General features: G+C 50.6%; 14 protein-coding genes. 8 read left to right on the forward strand and 6 right to left on the reverse strand.

The features are described 5' to 3' along the window. The first annotated feature begins 81 nt into the window (after window positions 1-81). From HMPREF1250_RS01225 to HMPREF1250_RS01240, 4 genes are all read left to right on the forward strand, one after another. The gene (locus HMPREF1250_RS01225; protein ID WP_023052839.1) at window positions 82-552 is read left to right on the forward strand and encodes a YhcH/YjgK/YiaL family protein; all 471 of its coding nucleotides are present in this window, start codon (window positions 82-84) and stop codon (window positions 550-552) included. A 186-nt stretch (window positions 553-738) separates the two neighbouring features. After that, window positions 739-1,314, forward strand: coding sequence for a TetR/AcrR family transcriptional regulator (locus HMPREF1250_RS01230; RefSeq protein ID WP_023052909.1), 576 nt, complete (start codon window positions 739-741; stop codon window positions 1,312-1,314). 3 nt (window positions 1,315-1,317) lie between these two features. Further along, window positions 1,318-2,472, forward strand: a complete 1,155-nt coding sequence (locus HMPREF1250_RS01235) for an efflux RND transporter periplasmic adaptor subunit (protein WP_023052818.1) — start codon at window positions 1,318-1,320, stop codon at window positions 2,470-2,472. 11 nt (window positions 2,473-2,483) lie between these two features. Further along, the gene (locus tag HMPREF1250_RS01240; protein ID WP_023052925.1) at window positions 2,484-5,633 is read left to right on the forward strand and encodes an efflux RND transporter permease subunit; all 3,150 of its coding nucleotides are present in this window, start codon (window positions 2,484-2,486) and stop codon (window positions 5,631-5,633) included. 70 nt (window positions 5,634-5,703) lie between these two features. Here HMPREF1250_RS01240 and nadE read toward each other — a convergent pair whose 3' ends face one another. Continuing rightward, on the reverse strand, window positions 5,704-7,602 hold the full coding sequence (gene nadE, locus HMPREF1250_RS01245; protein WP_023052848.1) for an NAD(+) synthase: 1,899 nt from the start codon (window positions 7,600-7,602) through the stop codon (window positions 5,704-5,706). A gap of 157 nt (window positions 7,603-7,759) precedes the next feature. Here nadE and HMPREF1250_RS01250 point away from each other — a divergent pair, with 157 nt between their 5' ends. Further along, window positions 7,760-7,945: a twin-arginine translocase TatA/TatE family subunit gene (locus HMPREF1250_RS01250; protein ID WP_023052912.1), complete on the forward strand. Its 186-nt coding sequence runs from the start codon at window positions 7,760-7,762 to the stop codon at window positions 7,943-7,945. Further along, window positions 7,926-8,486: a methylated-DNA--[protein]-cysteine S-methyltransferase gene (locus HMPREF1250_RS01255; protein WP_023052807.1), complete on the forward strand. Its 561-nt coding sequence runs from the start codon at window positions 7,926-7,928 to the stop codon at window positions 8,484-8,486. Before HMPREF1250_RS01250 ends, HMPREF1250_RS01255 begins: the two co-directional genes overlap by 20 nt. A 210-nt stretch (window positions 8,487-8,696) precedes the next feature. Here the strand turns inward: HMPREF1250_RS01255 and HMPREF1250_RS11715 are convergent, their stop codons facing one another. Further along, window positions 8,697-8,945 (reverse strand): hypothetical protein, encoded by a 249-nt coding sequence (locus HMPREF1250_RS11715; RefSeq protein WP_196806837.1) that lies wholly within the window; start codon window positions 8,943-8,945, stop codon window positions 8,697-8,699. After that, complete coding sequence (locus HMPREF1250_RS01260; RefSeq protein WP_023052891.1) at window positions 8,897-10,522, reverse strand: APC family permease; 1,626 nt, start codon at window positions 10,520-10,522, stop codon at window positions 8,897-8,899. The genes HMPREF1250_RS11715 and HMPREF1250_RS01260 overlap by 49 nt, the downstream gene beginning before the upstream one ends. A gap of 210 nt (window positions 10,523-10,732) precedes the next feature. Between HMPREF1250_RS01260 and HMPREF1250_RS01265 the strand changes: the two genes are divergently transcribed. Both HMPREF1250_RS01265 and HMPREF1250_RS01270 read left to right on the forward strand, forming a co-directional pair. Next, window positions 10,733-12,469, forward strand: a complete 1,737-nt coding sequence (locus HMPREF1250_RS01265; protein WP_023052789.1) for an ABC transporter permease — start codon at window positions 10,733-10,735, stop codon at window positions 12,467-12,469. Window positions 12,470-12,482: 13 nt separating this feature from the next. Then, entirely contained in the window at window positions 12,483-13,796 is a 1,314-nt protein-coding gene (locus HMPREF1250_RS01270) for a nitrate/sulfonate/bicarbonate ABC transporter ATP-binding protein (RefSeq protein WP_023052853.1), read from the forward strand. A gap of 121 nt (window positions 13,797-13,917) precedes the next feature. On the opposite strand, the gene bioA is transcribed toward HMPREF1250_RS01270, so the two are convergent. From bioA to HMPREF1250_RS01285, 3 genes are read right to left on the reverse strand one after another with little or no spacing between them, the layout of a single operon-like run. After that, a complete protein-coding gene (gene bioA, locus HMPREF1250_RS01275; protein WP_023052786.1) occupies window positions 13,918-15,273 on the reverse strand; it encodes an adenosylmethionine--8-amino-7-oxononanoate transaminase in 1,356 nt (451 codons plus the stop codon). A 9-nt stretch (window positions 15,274-15,282) separates the two neighbouring features. Continuing rightward, window positions 15,283-15,951: a dethiobiotin synthase gene (bioD, locus tag HMPREF1250_RS01280; protein WP_023052874.1), complete on the reverse strand. Its 669-nt coding sequence runs from the start codon at window positions 15,949-15,951 to the stop codon at window positions 15,283-15,285. Continuing rightward, window positions 15,948-16,526 carry a biotin transporter BioY gene (locus HMPREF1250_RS01285; protein WP_023052771.1) on the reverse strand — a complete coding sequence of 193 codons (579 nt, stop codon included), beginning with the start codon at window positions 16,524-16,526 and terminating at the stop codon, window positions 15,948-15,950. The genes bioD and HMPREF1250_RS01285 overlap by 4 nt, the downstream gene beginning before the upstream one ends. Window positions 16,527-16,632: the final 106 nt, after the last annotated feature.

Here is a 16,632-nt window from a genome sequence, read left to right on the forward strand (position 1 = left end):
CGGGTTTCTGGAAATTTAATGCTACAGTATAGCCGCTGCGGTATCCGTTGGATAAAGCCGGCATGAGAAGGAGAGGGTATCATGTATATCGGAAATCTGGCGCAATGGCGGGAAGAATGCAGGACATTGCCGTCATTCATCGTTCCTTGGATCACGTATTTGGCAGGGCAAGATCTCCTGGCGCTGCCTGTAGGCCGCCATGAATTGCCTGACGGCAATTATCTGAATATTGACGAGGCGGAAACGGCTCCGGCAGTGCGGCGAAAGATGGAAGCCCATTGCCGCTATGTCGATATCCAGTTGCTGTTGGAGGGTACGGAAAACATCGGGTATCAGCCGATCAGCGACGCCGGTCCCGTTACGGAGGAGCGCAGCGGTGCCGACGCCCGGTTTTACGAACCGCCTGTTGCCGATGATCTGGTCATTTCCATGGTCCCGAAGAAAACGATTGCCGTCTTTTTCCCGACAGACGGGCATCGTTGCCTTTGCAGTCCTGTCGGGACCGGTGCGACGGTTCGCAAGGCCATTTTGAAAGTTCGTTTACCCGAATGAATCGATTTGTCCTCGTTTATGGGAATGGGGCAGTCCGGCTGCGTCAAGTGACGAACGCAGAAGATGAAGAGGTGTTAGAGTCAGGCCGCGCTATTGACTTATAGGCGTATCCATATTAAACTAAAGGATGGTACTGAGTTTTCTTTTTCAGTTTCGCTCGGCACAAGGATAACGTTAGGTGGCATTATGGCGAAAGATATCAGCAAGGATATTTTGCAGGCAGCTTTGCATGAGATAAGTAAATACGGCGCCGATTTCCATATGGACGATTTGGCAAAAAATCTCCACATCAGTAAACGGACTTTATATGAGCATTTTTCATCAAAACAGGAAATCGTTCGTGCCGCTTTTATATCGGTGCAAGATGAACTGTATGAACAGCATCTGCAAATTCTTGAGAACCCGAATATCTCGGCCGAAGAGAAATTGATCGGTTATTTTCAGGTCAAATCGCCTCGGGTGGCGGTAATGACTGTCCGTGAAATGAACGCCTTGCTGGCTAAAATGCCGGATGTCCGCTCCGAACTGCTTGCCCGTTCCCGGCGGGATTGGCAACTGCTGCAGCGTTTTTTTGAAGTGGCGCAGGAGAGCGACGCGTTCCGTCATTTTCATACGCCGTTACTGATGCACATGCTGCAAGGAGCTGTAAATGACATTTTAAGATCATCTCCATGCGACAGAAAGAGATTACTCGTATCCCGAATATATGGAAGAATGCATCCGCATCATTTTATATGGGATCAAGAGACAGGGGGCAAATAACAAATGATACAGAAGCATAGGATTGTAACGGCAGGCGTGGCGGCATTCACCGTGGCGGCTCTTTTGGCCGGCTGCGGCGCTACCAAGGGAATGCAGCAGCAGGCGGTAGCCGTCAATACGTATAAAGTAGCTGCCGAAGATACACCGGTGAAGGCCGAGTACAGCGGCATTGTGGCGGCGACGGACAAGGTGCCGGTACAGCCGAAAATATCGGGGCGTGTTGTCGAAAAGTTCGTACAAGGCGGCCAGGATGTCAGCCAGGGGCAGCCGCTTTTCCGTCTGGACAGCCGTACGTATGACGCCGCTTTGGCGGCAGCTAAGGCAAGTCAGGCACAGGCGGCTGCCAACCTGGCTAATCAGGAACTGAATCTCAGACGGTATCAGACGCTGGCTTCGCAGGATGCTGTTTCGGCGCAGACCGTAACGGACCAGGAGGCGGCTACCAATCAGCAGGCCGCCGCCGTGGAAGCACAGGCGGCACAAGTTCAGGCGGCGCAGGATAATGTCGACGACACGATTGTTTATGCGCCTTTTTCCGGTAAATTGAATGTTGACGATGTTCCCGTCGGAACTTTTGCGACTGCCGGCTCGACGGCATTGGTGACCATTTCGACGACGAATCCCGTCTTTGTGGAGTTTACGATCAGCGAAGCCGAATATTTGGATATGGTAAAAAAAATGCCGTCCGCGTCGGGAAGCTGGGGCGATCATTTGAAGCTCCGTCTCAGCGACGGCTCCGTTTATGCCTATGAAGGCCATGTGACGCAAGTCAATCACGGGATGGACGGCAATTCCGGTTCTATTGTCGTGAAGGCCGTCTTTGATAATCCGGAAAATCTGCTTTTACCGGGAATGTATGCTACTGTTATTTCCGATACGCAGGTGCAGCAGAAAGCTATTTCTGTGCCACAGCGCGCTGTGCAGCAAACGCTGGGCAAATACTTCGTTTCCGTTATTAATGAAAACGGAGAAGCCCAGAACAAGGAAGTGAAAGTAGGCGCGCAGGTCGGTAAGTTCTGGATCGTCACCTCCGGGCTTTCGGACGGCGACCTGATCATTGTCGACGGGTTCCAGAAGGCGAACGGGGCAACGTTGGAGCAGCATTTGCTGACAAAGGCGGATATCGTAAACGGAACGACGGACAGTCAGTCTAAATAGGGGGCAAAAAAGTGTTATCTAAATTGTTTATCAACAGGCCGATTTTCGCCATCGTCATTTCCTTGATGATCTCCGTTATCGGACTTTTGGCGATGTTTACGCTGCCTATTGCAAAATATCCGAAGGTTACGCCGCCGCAGGTGCGGATATCGGCGTCCTATGTCGGAGCGAATGCGGAGGTTGTCGGCACGACGGTTGCCAGTGTCATTGAACGGCAGATGACAGGCGTCGATAATCTGGTCAGCATGGAAAGCAGCAGTAATGACAGCGGCGTCTATTCCATGACGGCACAGTTTGAAACCGGCTCAAATGACGATATGGACACGGTTAACACCCAGAACCGCGTCAGCCAGATTTCTTCGACGTTGCCGTCTGAAGTAACGGCGACGGGGGTAACGGTGCAAAAGTCATCAAGTTCTATGGCCATGGTTTTTTCGCTGATCTCGCCTAACGGGACCTATGATCAGACGTTTATGAAGAACTATGCGACACAGTACTTTATGGACGAAATGAAATCTGTTTCGGGCATCGGCAGTGTACAGGAATTCGGCGCCGATTATGCCATGCGTATCTGGATGGATCCGTTAAAGATGAGTGTCCTGAAAGTGACGCCGACCGATGTTATCAGCGCCATTAAAAGTCAAAATACGCAGGCCGCCGTCGGTACTATCGGCGCGCGTCCGTACGTGTCCGATCAGAATTTCCAATATACGCTGCGTGCAGACGGCCGCCTGGAAAGTGCCGACGAATTCAAGAAAGTCATTATTCGCACCAATTCCGACGGCAGTATGGTCCGTGTCGGCGATGTTGCCGATGTTGAACTGGGCTCAAAGAGTTACGACGTTTTCGGCAGCTATAAAGGGAATCCGAGTGCGACCTTTATGGTCAGCTTGACGTCTGACGCCAATGCCATGCAAAGTGTCAGCGGTGTCCGCGCCGTACTGGAAAAGGCTAAAAAGTCTTTTCCGACGGATATGGATTATCTCGTGGTGTATGACAGTACGCAATTTGTTCGAGCTTCCATTGAAGAAGTTATTCAAACTTTTGTCGAAGCGCTGCTCCTGGTTGCGCTTATCGTATACCTGTTTCTCCAAAGCGGCAGATCGACGCTGATTCCGCTGATTGCCGTTCCCGTATCGCTGTTGGGTACCTTTGCGGCGTTCAAGGCGCTTGAGTTTTCGATTAACACCTTGACCTTATTTGCCATGGTGCTGTCCATCGGACTGCTTGTCGATGACGCCATTGTCGTTATTGAAGCCGTGGAATATGAGATCAAATACAACAAGAAGACGCCGAAAGAGGCGACGCTGATTGCGATGGAAAATGTGCAAAATCCGGTTATCGGCGTTGCCTGCGTTCTTTCAGCCGTTTTCATTCCCGTATCTTTCCTGAGCGGTATGAGCGGTGTTCTATATAAGCAGTTCGCCTTGACGATAGCCGTTTCCGTCATGATCTCCGCTTTTATCGCGTTGACCTTGACACCCGCTCTTTGTGCGACCGTTCTTCGCGTTCATAAACCGACGGAAAATGCGAAAGGCCTTTTCCGATTCTTTCAGATCTTTAATGAAAAATTTGACAGCCTGGTCAACTGGTACGGTATCCGTTTGGCCCATTTGCAGCTCCATTTGAAAGGATGCGTCGCCTTCCTGGTTGTCATCAGTGTGATTACGGCAGGACTTTTTACCGTTATTCCGACGAGCTTCGTGCCTTCTGAAGATAACGGGTTCGCTATGGTAAATACGACGCTCCCGGAAGGAACGACGCAGGCTGAGACGGAAAAGACGATGAATCAGATCGGCGCCTGGCTGCAGCAACAACCGGGGGTCAAGGACGTTATGCAGGTTGTCGGGTTCAGTCTGCTGGCGGGCAGTACTAAGACGAACGGCGGCGTTACCTTTATTACGCTCGATGACTGGTCGCAGCGTTCCGGCGCGGCTCTTTCCGTCGATACGCTGGTCGGCAAGATTATGGGTTTCGGCAACCGGTTGCCGCAGGCTACGGTTGTCGCCATGAATCCGCCGCCGATTGACGGCATGGGGACTTCCTCCGGATTTACGATACAGATCGAGAATCGTGGCGGTCATTCGACGAATGAATTGATGGACGTGACGAAAAAATTTATCGGCGCTGCCCGCAAACGGCCGGAAATCGGTTCCGTTTATACGGCTTTTACTAATGATACGCCGGGCTATCAGCTTGATATTGACCGCGACAAAGCGGCTCGCGAAAAGGTGTCGCTAAGTGATTTGTATACAATACTGCAAACGTATTACGGATCTTACCAGATCAATGATTTTACGATTTTCGGGAGAAACTTCAAGGTCATGGTACAGGCGAAGCCGGAGTATCGGCAAAACCTGAATGACAACCGTTATTTGTACGTACGCAATTCCGATAATCAGCTGATTTCCGTCGACAATTTCGTGCAGCCGAAGCTGATCGGGTCCGCGTCGATTATTACGCGTTTCAATGATTATCCGTCCATCAAGGTGCAAGGCTCGCCGGCAACGGGATACAGCTCCGGCGATGCGCTGACCGCGTTGGCGGAAGTCGCCAAAGATACTTTAGGCGAAGGCTATGCGTACGAATGGTCCGGTATGAGCCGTGAAGAAATTGAAGCGGGAAATAAGACTATCTACGTCTTTGTCCTGGCCTTGCTCTTTGTATTTCTGGTGTTGGCGGCGCTATACGAAAGCTGGAAAGTACCCTTTGCCGTACTCTTCAGCGTGCCTACGGGCTTGTTCGGCGCGACGCTGTTCACGTATTTGCTGAACCAGCAGAATAACATTTACTTCCAGATCGGTATGCTTGCCGTCATCGGTTTGGCGGCAAAGAATGCAATACTGATTGTCGAATACGCGAAAGTGCGGGTCGACGAACGCGGTATGGATGTCGTTTCGGCAGCTATCGAAGCGGCGAAGATACGGCTTCGTCCGATTATTATGACTTCCTTGGCTTTTGTTGTCGGTTGTGTTCCGTTGGCTCTTGCCACCGGAGCCGGCGCAGCCTCGCGAACGACAATGGGGGTTACCGTCGTTTTCGGGACGTCGATGGCGACTGTTCTGGGACTGTTTTTGATACCGATGCTGTTCATTATTGTTGAACAGGTCGGCCGCCGATCGAAGAGAAAAGAAACGGCAACTGGCCGCTTCCGCGAATAAGCAGGCAGTTGTATAAGAAAAGGACACACAGCTTTTGCTGTGCGTCCTTTTTTGTCGGAAGCGTGTGTAGTTACTGTCGGAGCAGTTTTTCTTTCAGTGCCAGATATGCTGTCGAATAGTACGGCTTTACCTGCGATTCGCGCAAATCGTTGCCGAAGGAGCGGCGGCTGACGGCGAGAAGCGGCGGCGCCTGGATCCGTTTGGCGACGGCAAAGCCGGCAATCAGATTCCACCATTTTTCCAGATCGGCAATAAAAGAAGCGGCAGTGGGGAAAATAGCAGCAACCTTAAGCGGGCAGCCGATATGGTCTTCCAATGTTCCGGCAGCATACCATTCCAGAATAGACTGCGGTGTAGCCCGCTGCCAGCGTTCGATAAAGGCTGCGAAGAGATAATCGTGGTAGGGATAAATCAACGGGTCGCCTTGTCCCTTGTCAATATTCTGGTTGGCAGACAGTTCGGCGCTGGGAATGATATCGATGCTGCCTTGCGGAACCACTTCACGTCTGAAGACGGCTTGATTCAGATAGCGCGCCAAGTCGTATACCTGGTGCTTCCACAAATCGGCTGTGGCCGCGAGAAAACCGGCGCTGTCACCGTAAAGTGTAGCGTAGCCGACGGCAGATTCCGCTTTGTTGGCATTGCAGGTGAAAACGCCGCCGAAGGCCGCAGCAGCAGCCGCAAGAATACGACTGGAGCGGTCGCGAGCCTGTATGTTTTCTTCGATGAAACTTGTCAGCTCCAGATGGCCCCGTTTTTTACCGCTTTGGTACAGAGCCGCTTCGGCAAATTGTTGCCGTGACAATTCCAGGCTTTCCTGAACGGGGATAACCGTGTAAAGACAGCCTATGTTATCAGCCAATTCTTTAGCCAGTCCCTTGGTTGTCGCCGAATTATAACAGCTCGGCATATTAATCAGCAAGATGTTTTCAGGCGGCAGGACGGAAGCGTATAAAGCGGCGTTGACAGCGGAATCGATACCGCCGGAGACGCCGATGACGACTTTTTTCAGACCGAGATCGCGAAGAAAGGAAGACAAGGCAAAGTGTAAACTGTCGTACAATTCAGCCGTTTCGCCTTTTGGCGGCGCCGTTTTGGCGGCAGACGCGAATCGGCCCGTCGCCTTGTCAAACTGCACGACAGCCAACTCCTCCGTAAAGCTGTCGCACTGGTAATGAAGACTGCCGTCGCCGTTGTAGGCTCCGGAGGAGCCGTCAAAGGTATAAATATTTTTCCCGTTGTTTTGAATGCCCGTACAATTGACGTAGACTGCAGGACGGTGAAGGCTGCCGATGGCATTGCCGAAAAGGCGATGGCGACGGTCCGTTTTGCCTAAGGTGAAGGGCGAATTGGAAATATTGACAAATAAATCAATATCATACATTTCGCCCAAGTAAGCCATCGGCTTGAACGGGTAATTTTCATCCCAACTGTCTTCGCAAATGAGCGGACCGATGCAGAGTGTACCCTTGTCGCCGAAAGAAAGCTGTACAGGCGAAAGGAAGTCTTCCGGGAAAGCATGACGCTCCTGGGCTACTTCCATCAGCGAAGTGAAATATCGGATATCGCTGAATTCACGATAATTCGGCAAGAGCGTCTTGATATAAAAAGGATATGGCGAGCGGCCGGGAGAAATCAATTTTCCGTCTCTGGCAATGAACATCGCATTGTATTTACGCAGGCGTCCGTCAAGATTGACGCGTCCTTCTTCTTTGGCGACGTTGCCGAAAATAAGAGTGATTCCTTCGGATAATGACTGGATTTCTTTACCGAAAGCGACACATTCGTCGATGAAGTCGGGTTGGTCCCAAATGTCACCGATAAAATAGCCGGGAATAGACAACTCGGGAAAAATCAATATATCGCAGTTTGCCGCTTTCGCCTTACCGATGTCCGCTTTCATACGTGCCGTGTTGGCGCGCGGATCTGCGGCTTTAATATCAAATTGTGAAAGGCCGATTGTAAACATGGGCAGGACTCCTCGCATGAGATTTGTTATGCTATTATACTATCACAAATAGCCGGGGAAGCATAGAAAAGAGACGATAAGGAAGGACGGGAATACTTGACGTTGACCGGTCTTGCAGGTGTATACTAACGGTAAATAATAGTGAAGGAGGGATACGATGCATTTGGGATTACAGGAATTGGTCGTTATTTTAGTCATTGTCCTGGTACTCGTCGGCGGCAAGAAGGTCAGCGGCTTAGGTAAGGCGTTGGGAACAAGCCTGCGGGAATTTAAGGAAGAAGTACATAAAGATGAACAAGGTGAAAAGAAGGAAGGGGTAAACGATGAAGACAAAAAAAACTGATGTTTTTTCCCACGTCGGTTCGATTTATTCTTCGCCCTTGGGAGATATACGGCTCGTTGCCGATGCCGAGGCCTTAACGGGACTTTGGTTTATCGGGCAGAAATACGAAGGCGGCACCGTTGATCTGGAAGCAGTCCGTTATGAAAGCAACGCTGTTTTATTGCAGGCAAGGCGTTGGCTGGACGCTTATTTTGCCGGAGAGAACCCGTCTTTGGACGGGTTGCCGCTGCATTTGCAGGGAAGTCTGTTCAGAAAAACCGTATGGAAGCTGCTTTGTTCGATTCCTTACGGGGAAGTGCGTACGTATCAGTCGTTGGCGTTGGCGGCGGCGAAGTTGTTGGGGAAAGAACGGATGGCGGCGCAGGCCGTCGGCAATGCAATCGGTCATAATCCGATTTCCATTATCATACCGTGTCATCGCGTTGTCGGAACGACAGGGTTTCTGACCGGCTACGCCGGCGGCCTGGAAAAGAAAAAATGGCTTCTTGCCCATGAAGGTGTCACTATTGACGGAAGCGATAAAATTCGGTTGCAGCGTTGAACTGTTGTTCCGTAACACACGGCTCCGCCCGGAAGATGATCTTGTCTTCCCGGGCGGGGCCGTGTTTGGCAGAAGGGACGGTGTTGATAGAGCGTACAGGACGCGGTTTCTGCGGCATAATTCGGCTACGCCGTATTCCGACAGGGCCGGGCTTGCCGGCGGCGCCGCTTTATGCCGGGAGCGTCGCAGGTTGTACAGCTTGGCGTGTCCTTATTTCAGCATCAGCGGCACCGTCGTAATAATGATGTTTTTTTCCCGCAGCAGCCGCAGCCGCAAAAGCATGCCGCTTTGATTGTGCAAAAGCATATGCCACATTTTTTTGGTTTCAAATTCGGGAATGACGATGGTAATAACATCGTTCGGGCCGATATTGCTTTGCAGCCGGCGAATATATGTCAGCAACGGTACGGTCAGCTGGCGATAAGGGTCAGGGGCAGATCGGGTTCCAGATCGTGCCATACTTGTTTGACTCTTGCCGCGTATTCTTCATTCGTATTGATGTGAACGGCGCTGATATGGTGGTTGCCGTTGTCGATTATTTTGGCATAGCGCAATGTTCTTACGATCGTTCGTGTCGGAGAGTCCAGGGGGATGATGATATAGTTTTTGCCCAGCTCCTTTTCTTTTACTTCTGCGTATTCGGCGTCTGTCAACAATAGTTGCGCTTTCACGTCGTCATAATGACTGCGGATTTTCGTGAAAATGTATACGGCGAAAGGAATGAAAACCATGATGATCCAGGCGCCGTATAAAAACTTGGTCAAAATGATGATCACAATAACAGTGAAGGTGATGGAAGCGCCGAAGGCGTTAATCAATGCACCTAGCTGCCAGCCTTTGGTCCTCGTTTTAAAGCGGTGAACTACCAGCCCCAACTGGGCGATTGTGAAGGAGATGAAGACGCCGAGCGCATATAAAGAAATCAAGTGATCGACGTTACCGTGAAACAGGTAGAGCAGTGCGGCTGCGGCGATTGTCAGGAAGATAATGCTGTTGTCATAGCTGAGCCGGTCGCCTCGGTTGCGCAGATAACGGGGAACATAGCCGTCATCGGCCATTAACGACAGAAGTGGCGGGAGTCCGTTGTAAGAGGTGTTGGCAGCCAGGTAGAGAATCAGCATGGTGGCGATTTGGATGAAATAATAAAAGATAGTTTGTCCGAAAATGCTCTTAGCCAACGTGGACAGCAAGGTAGTATTTTCCATCGGCAGCAGATGGTGGGTAAGGGTCAGATACGATATGCCAAGAAGCATGATCCCCAGTAAAACGGCCATATATACGGTCGTTTTTATGGCGTTTGTATCCTGCGGCTTTTTGAAAACGCTGACGCCGTTGGAAATGGCTTCGACGCCTGTCATGGAACTGCAGCCGTTGGCAAAAGCATGGAGCAAATAAAATATCGTCACGTTGCTTATGGCCGGCGTTACCGATTCGACAGTGGCGGGCACGGCGGCACCGGAGGAGAGTTGATACAGACCGCAGCCGATCAGGACCAGCATGCCGAAGACGAAGGCGTAGGTGGGCCAGACGAAGACGGTAGATGATTCCCGAACGCCGCGCAAATTGATGAGCATGAGGAGACAGAAGAGGACAAACAGATTGATGGCCATCGCATAGGGAAGTAAAGCGGGGAAGGCGCTCACGAAAGCGGCCGTTCCCGACGAAACGGATACGGCCACCGTCAGCGTATAGTCGGCCAACAGGGCGGCGCCGGCTATGAGCGCCGGTGTCCGGCCTAAATATTCCTTGGCGACGGCATAGGAGCCGCCTCCTTCGGGATGGACTTTGATAACCTGGGAGTACGACGTTGCCACGACGGCCAGTAAGATCGTTATGGCAATGACGATCCAGCTGAAATAGGCGTACAGCGAGGCGGCGGCCAGAATGATAGCGATCTGTTCCGGCCCGTAGCCGACGGATGAAAGGGCGTCGGAAGAGAAAATGGGCAGTGCCTTCCATTTAGGCAACGCCTCGCCTTTTAAATCAGCTGATGATAAGGGGCGACCGATTAAGATGCGGTGAAGATTTTTGAGCATATAGGATCCTTTCCTGAATCATGAGAAAGATGTTTTCAATTGATGCTGATTGATTATGCCACTCTTTTCAACAAAAGACAATGGGGAAAAATAAATTTACATTTTTTTACAGAACGATTGTCGGCGACAGCTTGACCTTTGTAATCCTTTTATGATATATAGTACAAGTGAATACGAACTTTGACGATATTTTTGACTGAGGGTAAGGATATGGCTGTTTTTTCAGATAAAGAAAAATATACAGTGATTATTGACGTTTTTTTGTTTCTGGCAACGTTTCTGCTCTTTTACGGCGTATACTATCTGAGCAGGGGAATGACGGTGCCTTTTTCGCTGACAGATGAACCGCGGATCACGTTGGATCCGCTCTATTTACCCTATTATGCCGGACGGTCTGCGCTGCGCATTTTTATTGCCTTCTTTTTTTCCCTGCTCTTTTCTTTGTTGTACGGATATATCGCCGCAAAAAATCCTACGGCGCGCCGGATCATGATTCCGCTGCTGGATATTTTGCAGTCCATTCCTGTCCTGGGCTTTTTGTCGGCGACAATACTCATGTTTATCAATCTTTTTCCGCATCGGTTGACCGGCGTCGAAATTGCTTCCATTTTCGCTATTTTCACGAGTATGGCTTGGAATATGACTTTCAGCGTCTACCAATCGATTCTTGCGGAACCGGGCGATTTGCAGGAAGCGGCGGACGTGCTGCACATGAACGGCTGGCAGCGGTTTTTACATCTCGATGCGCCGGTCTCCGCCATCGGCCTCGTTTGGAACGGAATGATGTCCTTCGGCGGTGCCTGGTTTTTTTTAGCTGCCAGTGAAGCGATCAGTGTCATGGGTCAAAATATTCAGCTTCCCGGCGTCGGTACCTATTTGGCCGTTGCCACGACGGAAGGCGATTTTACGGCTATGTTTTACGCCGTTATTACGATGTTCATACTGATCGTTCTCATTGATCAGCTGTTTTGGCGGCCCCTTGTCGTCTGGAGCCGGAAGTTTAAGATTGAACTGTCCGAGAGCGGACAGCAGCCTTCTTCCTGGCTTTATGAAGCGCTGCAGCGTTCTTGGCTGATGAACTGTCTGGTGAAGAACATCATCCTTTTTCCCTGCCGTGCGGTCAATAAGGCAATCAACTTTTTTGCCGACGCCGTCGCTTCTTTTCAGCAGCGTTTGGCAAGAGATAAAAAAAAGCATGTCGTCGATGGGGTTATAAAAGGAGTTCTCCTTTTGGCTGCCGTCTATTTTCTGTTTCCCCTCTTGCAGAGCACCTTGTCGAATATCAGTGAGATCAAAGTGGGAGATATAGAAAACGCGGTTGTTTTGGGTCTATATACGCTGCTGCGAGTGTTGGCGGCCTTGACCATCGGCTTGCTTTGGACACTTCCTCTGGGCGTTGCCATCGGCTTGAGACCTAATCTGTCGGAAAAAATGCAACCTGTGATTCAGATCATTTCCGCTTTTCCGGCAAACATGATTTTTCCCTTTGTGACAATTATTTTCTTGAAGTATCATCTGGATTTCGAGTTCGGCTCCGTTTTTTTGATGATGCTGGGGACGCAATGGTATATCCTTTTTAATGTTATTGCAGGAGCCATGAGTATTCCTAACGATTTACTGGAAGCGGCCGCCGTTTTTCATATAACGGGATGGCGGAGATGGCGCTATGTTATTTTACCGAGTATTTTTCCGCATTTGCTTACCGGGCTGATTACCGCTTCCGGCGGAGCTTGGAATGCCAGTATCATTTCCGAAATCGTCATCTGGAAAGATCAGCCGCTGATTGCGCAGGGCCTGGGAGCCTATGTAAGTCAGGCGACGACAGCCGGTAATTGGCCGCAGATCATTATCGGCATCATGATTATGTGTCTGTTCGTCATTATGGCCAACAGGCTGATTTGGCAGAAATTATATGATCTTGCCGAAAGTCAATTCCACATAGAATAAGAGGTTACTTACGATGAAACAGCTCCTTAGCTTAGAGAAAGTGAATCAATCGTTCCGAATCAAAGGAAGAGAAGCGGTAACGATTTTGAAAGATATCAACCTTTCCTTCAACGAAGGGGAGTTTGTAGCGATTTTGGGGCCATCAGGAGCAGGTAAGTCGACTTTGCTGCGGATTATTGCCGGCCTGATCACGCCTTCGCAGGGGACGGTATCCTATTTGGGGAAGCCGATTATCGGCGTCAATCCGGGGATTGCCATGGTGTTCCAATCGTTTGCCTTATTCCCCTGGCTGACTATTTTGGATAATGTCATGCTGGGTCTGGAAGGCAAGGAGATGTCGGAAAAAGAGAAATTAGAACGTTCGATGAATATTTTGGACGTTGTCGGCTTAGACGGTTTTGAAAGCGCGTTTCCGAAAGAGCTGTCCGGCGGTATGCGACAGCGTGTCGGCATTGGGCGGGCCCTGGTCAGCGAGCCGGATATCCTGTTGATGGATGAAGCGTTTTCGGCCTTGGATATTCTTACGGCCGAGAACCTGCGTCGTGACTTGTTGGATCTGTGGCTGGAAAAAAAGATTCCTACAAAGGCGATTATCCTGGTTACGCACGGCATTGAAGAAGCCGTATACATGGCGGACAGAGCCGTTATCCTTTCTACTCGGCCGGCTACGGTGCGGACGAATTTACCGATTTTGCTACCGCGGTGGCGTGAACGAAAGTCAACGGAATTTTTGACATATGTTGATAAAATCTATTCACTTATGACAAATCCGGAAACTGTCGGAAACGGAGATGCGGCGAGCGGCGTCTTCGGCGCTGCCGACGGCGGCAGGCAACAGCGCCGCGAACCGGTGTTATTGCCGAATGTGACGGCTAGTGCTTTGACCGGATTTTTGGAATTATTGGCCGATTCGGGAGAAAAAACCGATCTCTATAAGTTGGCTGATCGGTTTATTATGGATATTAAGGACTTTTTTCCGTTGGTGGAGTTTTCCAATTTATTACGCTTTTCTGCCGTTACGGAAGGGGATATCGCCTTGACTGAAGACGGCAAAATTTTTGCCGAAGCCAGCGTGTTGGAGCGCAAAGCATTATTTAAACAGCATATTCTGGACAATGTCGCCTTTATTCACGAAATGGCTCAAAAAATAGAAAATGATACGGATCAGAAGATGGATATTGATTATTTTCAGGAACAATTGGCCGCATCCATCGGCGATGAAAATGCGGAAAAACAAATGGATCTGATCATCGGCTGGATGCGTTATGCGGAATTGATTACGTACGATGATGTATCTGAGCAGGTGTCGTTTGACAACAGTTTATAATAATAATCGAAAAAAAAGTCCTGCACGTGCGATTGTATACATCGTTACGTGCAGGACTTTTTTCAATTGCATGCCGTTGCCGCTGCGAATCTATGGTGAAGACAGGTGCAGATTCTGTCGGTCAGCGATATCCCAAAACGGCGTGAACTGCGTCCGTACAGATGGCAACGGCCTGGTCCAGCGTGGTCCGGTCGATATTCAAGGGCGGGTTGAAATAGATCACGTCGCCAATGGGACGAAGGAGCAGGCCTCTTTTCATGGCCTGCCGGGCAATTTGAAAACCGATTCGCCGTGATGGGGGATACGGTTTCTTTTCGTCTTTGGAAGCGACAATTTCCAAGGCGTTGATCAGCGCGATATGGCGGATTTCGCCGATGTGACTGTGATTTCCCAGTGACGCTTGCAGTTGCGCGTGCAAATACGTTCCCGTTGCGCTGGCCGTTTCCAGAACGGCATCTCGCTGCAGGATGCGCAAAACTGTCGTTGCCGCCGTGCAGCCCAGCGGATTGCCGGCATAGGTGTGACTGTGGACAAAAGCCTTATGCGTTTCGTAATCGTCGTAAAAGGCGCGGTAAACGGCTTCTGTCGTAATCGTCAGCGACATGGGCAGATAACCGCCTGTCAAGCCTTTTGAGGTACAGAGGATGTCCGGACTGACCCGGCTCTGTTCGATGGCGAAGTATGTGCCTGTACGGCCGAAGCCGGCGGCGATTTCGTCATCAATGAGGAGTACGCCGTAAGCATCGCACAAACGGCGGAGCTTCGTTATGTAGGCCGGTGGATATATGCGCATACCGGCGGCGCCTTGCAGTAGCGGTTCGATGATCAGTGCTGCCGTTACGTTTCCGTAACGGGCGAAGGCCGCTTCGGCATGTTCGATGCAGGCACAGTTACAACTGTCACGTTGTTCTCCGTAAGGGCAGCGATAACAATCGAGACCGTCGATGTGAATCGCTTCGGTCAGCAACGGTCGGTATAATCGGGCGTAGAGATCCATGCTGCCGACGGCCAGTGCGCCGATGGTTTCGCCGTGATACGACCCGGCAAGGCACATGAATCGTTGCCGTTCGGGATGCCCCGTTTGGCAGTGATATTGAAAAGCCATTTTTAGGGCGCATTCAACGGCGGACGAGCCGTTGTCGCAGAAATTGTAGCGCTGCAATCCCGGCGGCAATAACGGCGTCAATTCGCGGCAAAGAGAAATGGCCGGACGATGGGTAAAAGAAGCGAAGATCACGTGCTCCAGTGTGTCGAGCTGCTTTTTTACGGCAGCGTTGATTTCTGCATTGCAATGGCCGAGGAGATTGCACCACCATGAGCTGATAATATCAATATATTCTTTTCCGACCCTGTCGTACAGATAGGGGCCTTTGCCGCGCTCAATAACGGGAAAGGCGAAACTTTCCGCATCCTTCATCTGTGTTGCCGGATGCCAGATGTATTTTTTATCGTCTTCTTGCCAGATATCGGTATTCATTTTACACCTCTATTCATACAGGCTGGCCCAAAATCCGGCACTGCGGGGCAGCGTTTTTTCATCAGGTGCGACGGTGGCCAAAACGGGCAGTGCCGTCAGCTCTTCAATCATCTCGGCATTGTCCCTTTCCATGGCGGTATCGGTGTAACGATTAAGGATAAAACCTTTCACGGGCAGCCGGAGGGCCCGCATATAATGTGCCGTTAAAACGGCGCTGTTGATGCTGCCTAAGCCGGATGAACTGACAATGACGGAGGGCAGCCGAAACCAGGAAATGATATCGGTCAGGTAATAGACGGCACTGCCGTCATGGCGGATCGGGCAGACGATTCCGCCGCTTCCTTCTACGGTAAGGTATGCATGACGCTGTTTCGCCGTTTCATAATCATGGCAGATCACTTCTTTTTCCGGCTGGTTTCCTTCCCAGCGGGCTGCCAGATGCGGCGAGACGGCGTGTGTATAGCGATAGGACAGCAAGAATTCGGGTGGATCATTGATTTTTGCCATCTTATTTACGTAGTCGGCGTCACAGTCTTCGTTTTGCGGAGCACCGCTGACAGCCGCTTTGTAGTAGCCGCATGCGTAGCCGCCGCGGCGCAGCGTTTTACTGAGGAGTGCCGCTATATAGGTCTTGCCGACATCCGTGCCTGTTGCCGTTACAAAAAGGCCTTTTGTCATTTTTCCCCCTCCCTTCTCGCCGGCAGTGAGACAAAGGGCCGGATGCGCTTATAAAAGAATGCCGCCAACAGGGAGAGACAAATATCGCCCGGTACGGCGAGGAGAAAACAATACAAAAAAAGCGGCCAGAGCCCAATCGGCGATTGCAGGTAGACGGTATTGATGAAGTATACGTAGGCAATGCCGCAACTGTAAACGACGGCCAGACCGGACAGCGCTGCAACCAGCAGATACGTGCCGGTCAAGTTGACGCCTTTTTCGACCAGATAACCTGTCAGCCACGTGCCGCCGATAAAGCCGAGCAGATAGCCGAAAGTAGGTTGCAGCACATAGGCGGGGCCACCGCCGGCAGTAAAGATCGGTAAGCCGATGAACCCGAGAAGAACGTATGTTCCGGTAGCAATTGCGCCGCGTTTGCCGAGAACCATGCCGGCTAAGGTTGTAAAGAAAAATTGCAGCGTGAAAGGGCAATATGGCAGCGGTACCCGAATGAAGGCGCCGATGGCGATTAACGCCGTAAAGAGGGCGCAGAGAACGGAAACTCTTGCCGTTTGTAGTGAATGAAAACAACGCATGAAAACACCTCGCTGAATAAAGTATCGTTCGGCCGAAAAACATGTTCACAGTATAGAACGTAACTTATTCCGTGTCAATGTTAACAATTATATAAAAATAAAAAGT

This window comes from Megasphaera vaginalis (ex Srinivasan et al. 2021) (assembly GCF_000478965.1).
Taxonomy (GTDB): domain Bacteria; phylum Bacillota; class Negativicutes; order Veillonellales; family Megasphaeraceae; genus Megasphaera; species Megasphaera vaginalis.

Coding starts and splice junctions, on each gene's coding strand:
- bioA (WP_023052786.1), bottom strand. CDS start 15,273: ATGAATACCGATATCTGGCAAGAAGACGATAAAAAATACATCTGGCAT.
- HMPREF1250_RS01265 (WP_023052789.1), top strand. CDS start 10,733: ATGGCTGTTTTTTCAGATAAAGAAAAATATACAGTGATTATTGACGTT.
- bioD (WP_023052874.1), bottom strand. CDS start 15,951: ATGACAAAAGGCCTTTTTGTAACGGCAACAGGCACGGATGTCGGCAAG.
- HMPREF1250_RS01260 (WP_023052891.1), bottom strand. CDS start 10,522: ATGCTCAAAAATCTTCACCGCATCTTAATCGGTCGCCCCTTATCATCA.
- HMPREF1250_RS01225 (WP_023052839.1), top strand. CDS start 82: ATGTATATCGGAAATCTGGCGCAATGGCGGGAAGAATGCAGGACATTG.
- nadE (WP_023052848.1), bottom strand. CDS start 7,602: ATGTTTACAATCGGCCTTTCACAATTTGATATTAAAGCCGCAGATCCG.
- HMPREF1250_RS01285 (WP_023052771.1), bottom strand. CDS start 16,526: ATGCGTTGTTTTCATTCACTACAAACGGCAAGAGTTTCCGTTCTCTGC.
- HMPREF1250_RS01270 (WP_023052853.1), top strand. CDS start 12,483: ATGAAACAGCTCCTTAGCTTAGAGAAAGTGAATCAATCGTTCCGAATC.
- HMPREF1250_RS11715 (WP_196806837.1), bottom strand. CDS start 8,945: ATGGCACGATCTGGAACCCGATCTGCCCCTGACCCTTATCGCCAGCTG.
- HMPREF1250_RS01230 (WP_023052909.1), top strand. CDS start 739: ATGGCGAAAGATATCAGCAAGGATATTTTGCAGGCAGCTTTGCATGAG.
- HMPREF1250_RS01255 (WP_023052807.1), top strand. CDS start 7,926: ATGAAGACAAAAAAAACTGATGTTTTTTCCCACGTCGGTTCGATTTAT.
- HMPREF1250_RS01250 (WP_023052912.1), top strand. CDS start 7,760: ATGCATTTGGGATTACAGGAATTGGTCGTTATTTTAGTCATTGTCCTG.
- HMPREF1250_RS01235 (WP_023052818.1), top strand. CDS start 1,318: ATGATACAGAAGCATAGGATTGTAACGGCAGGCGTGGCGGCATTCACC.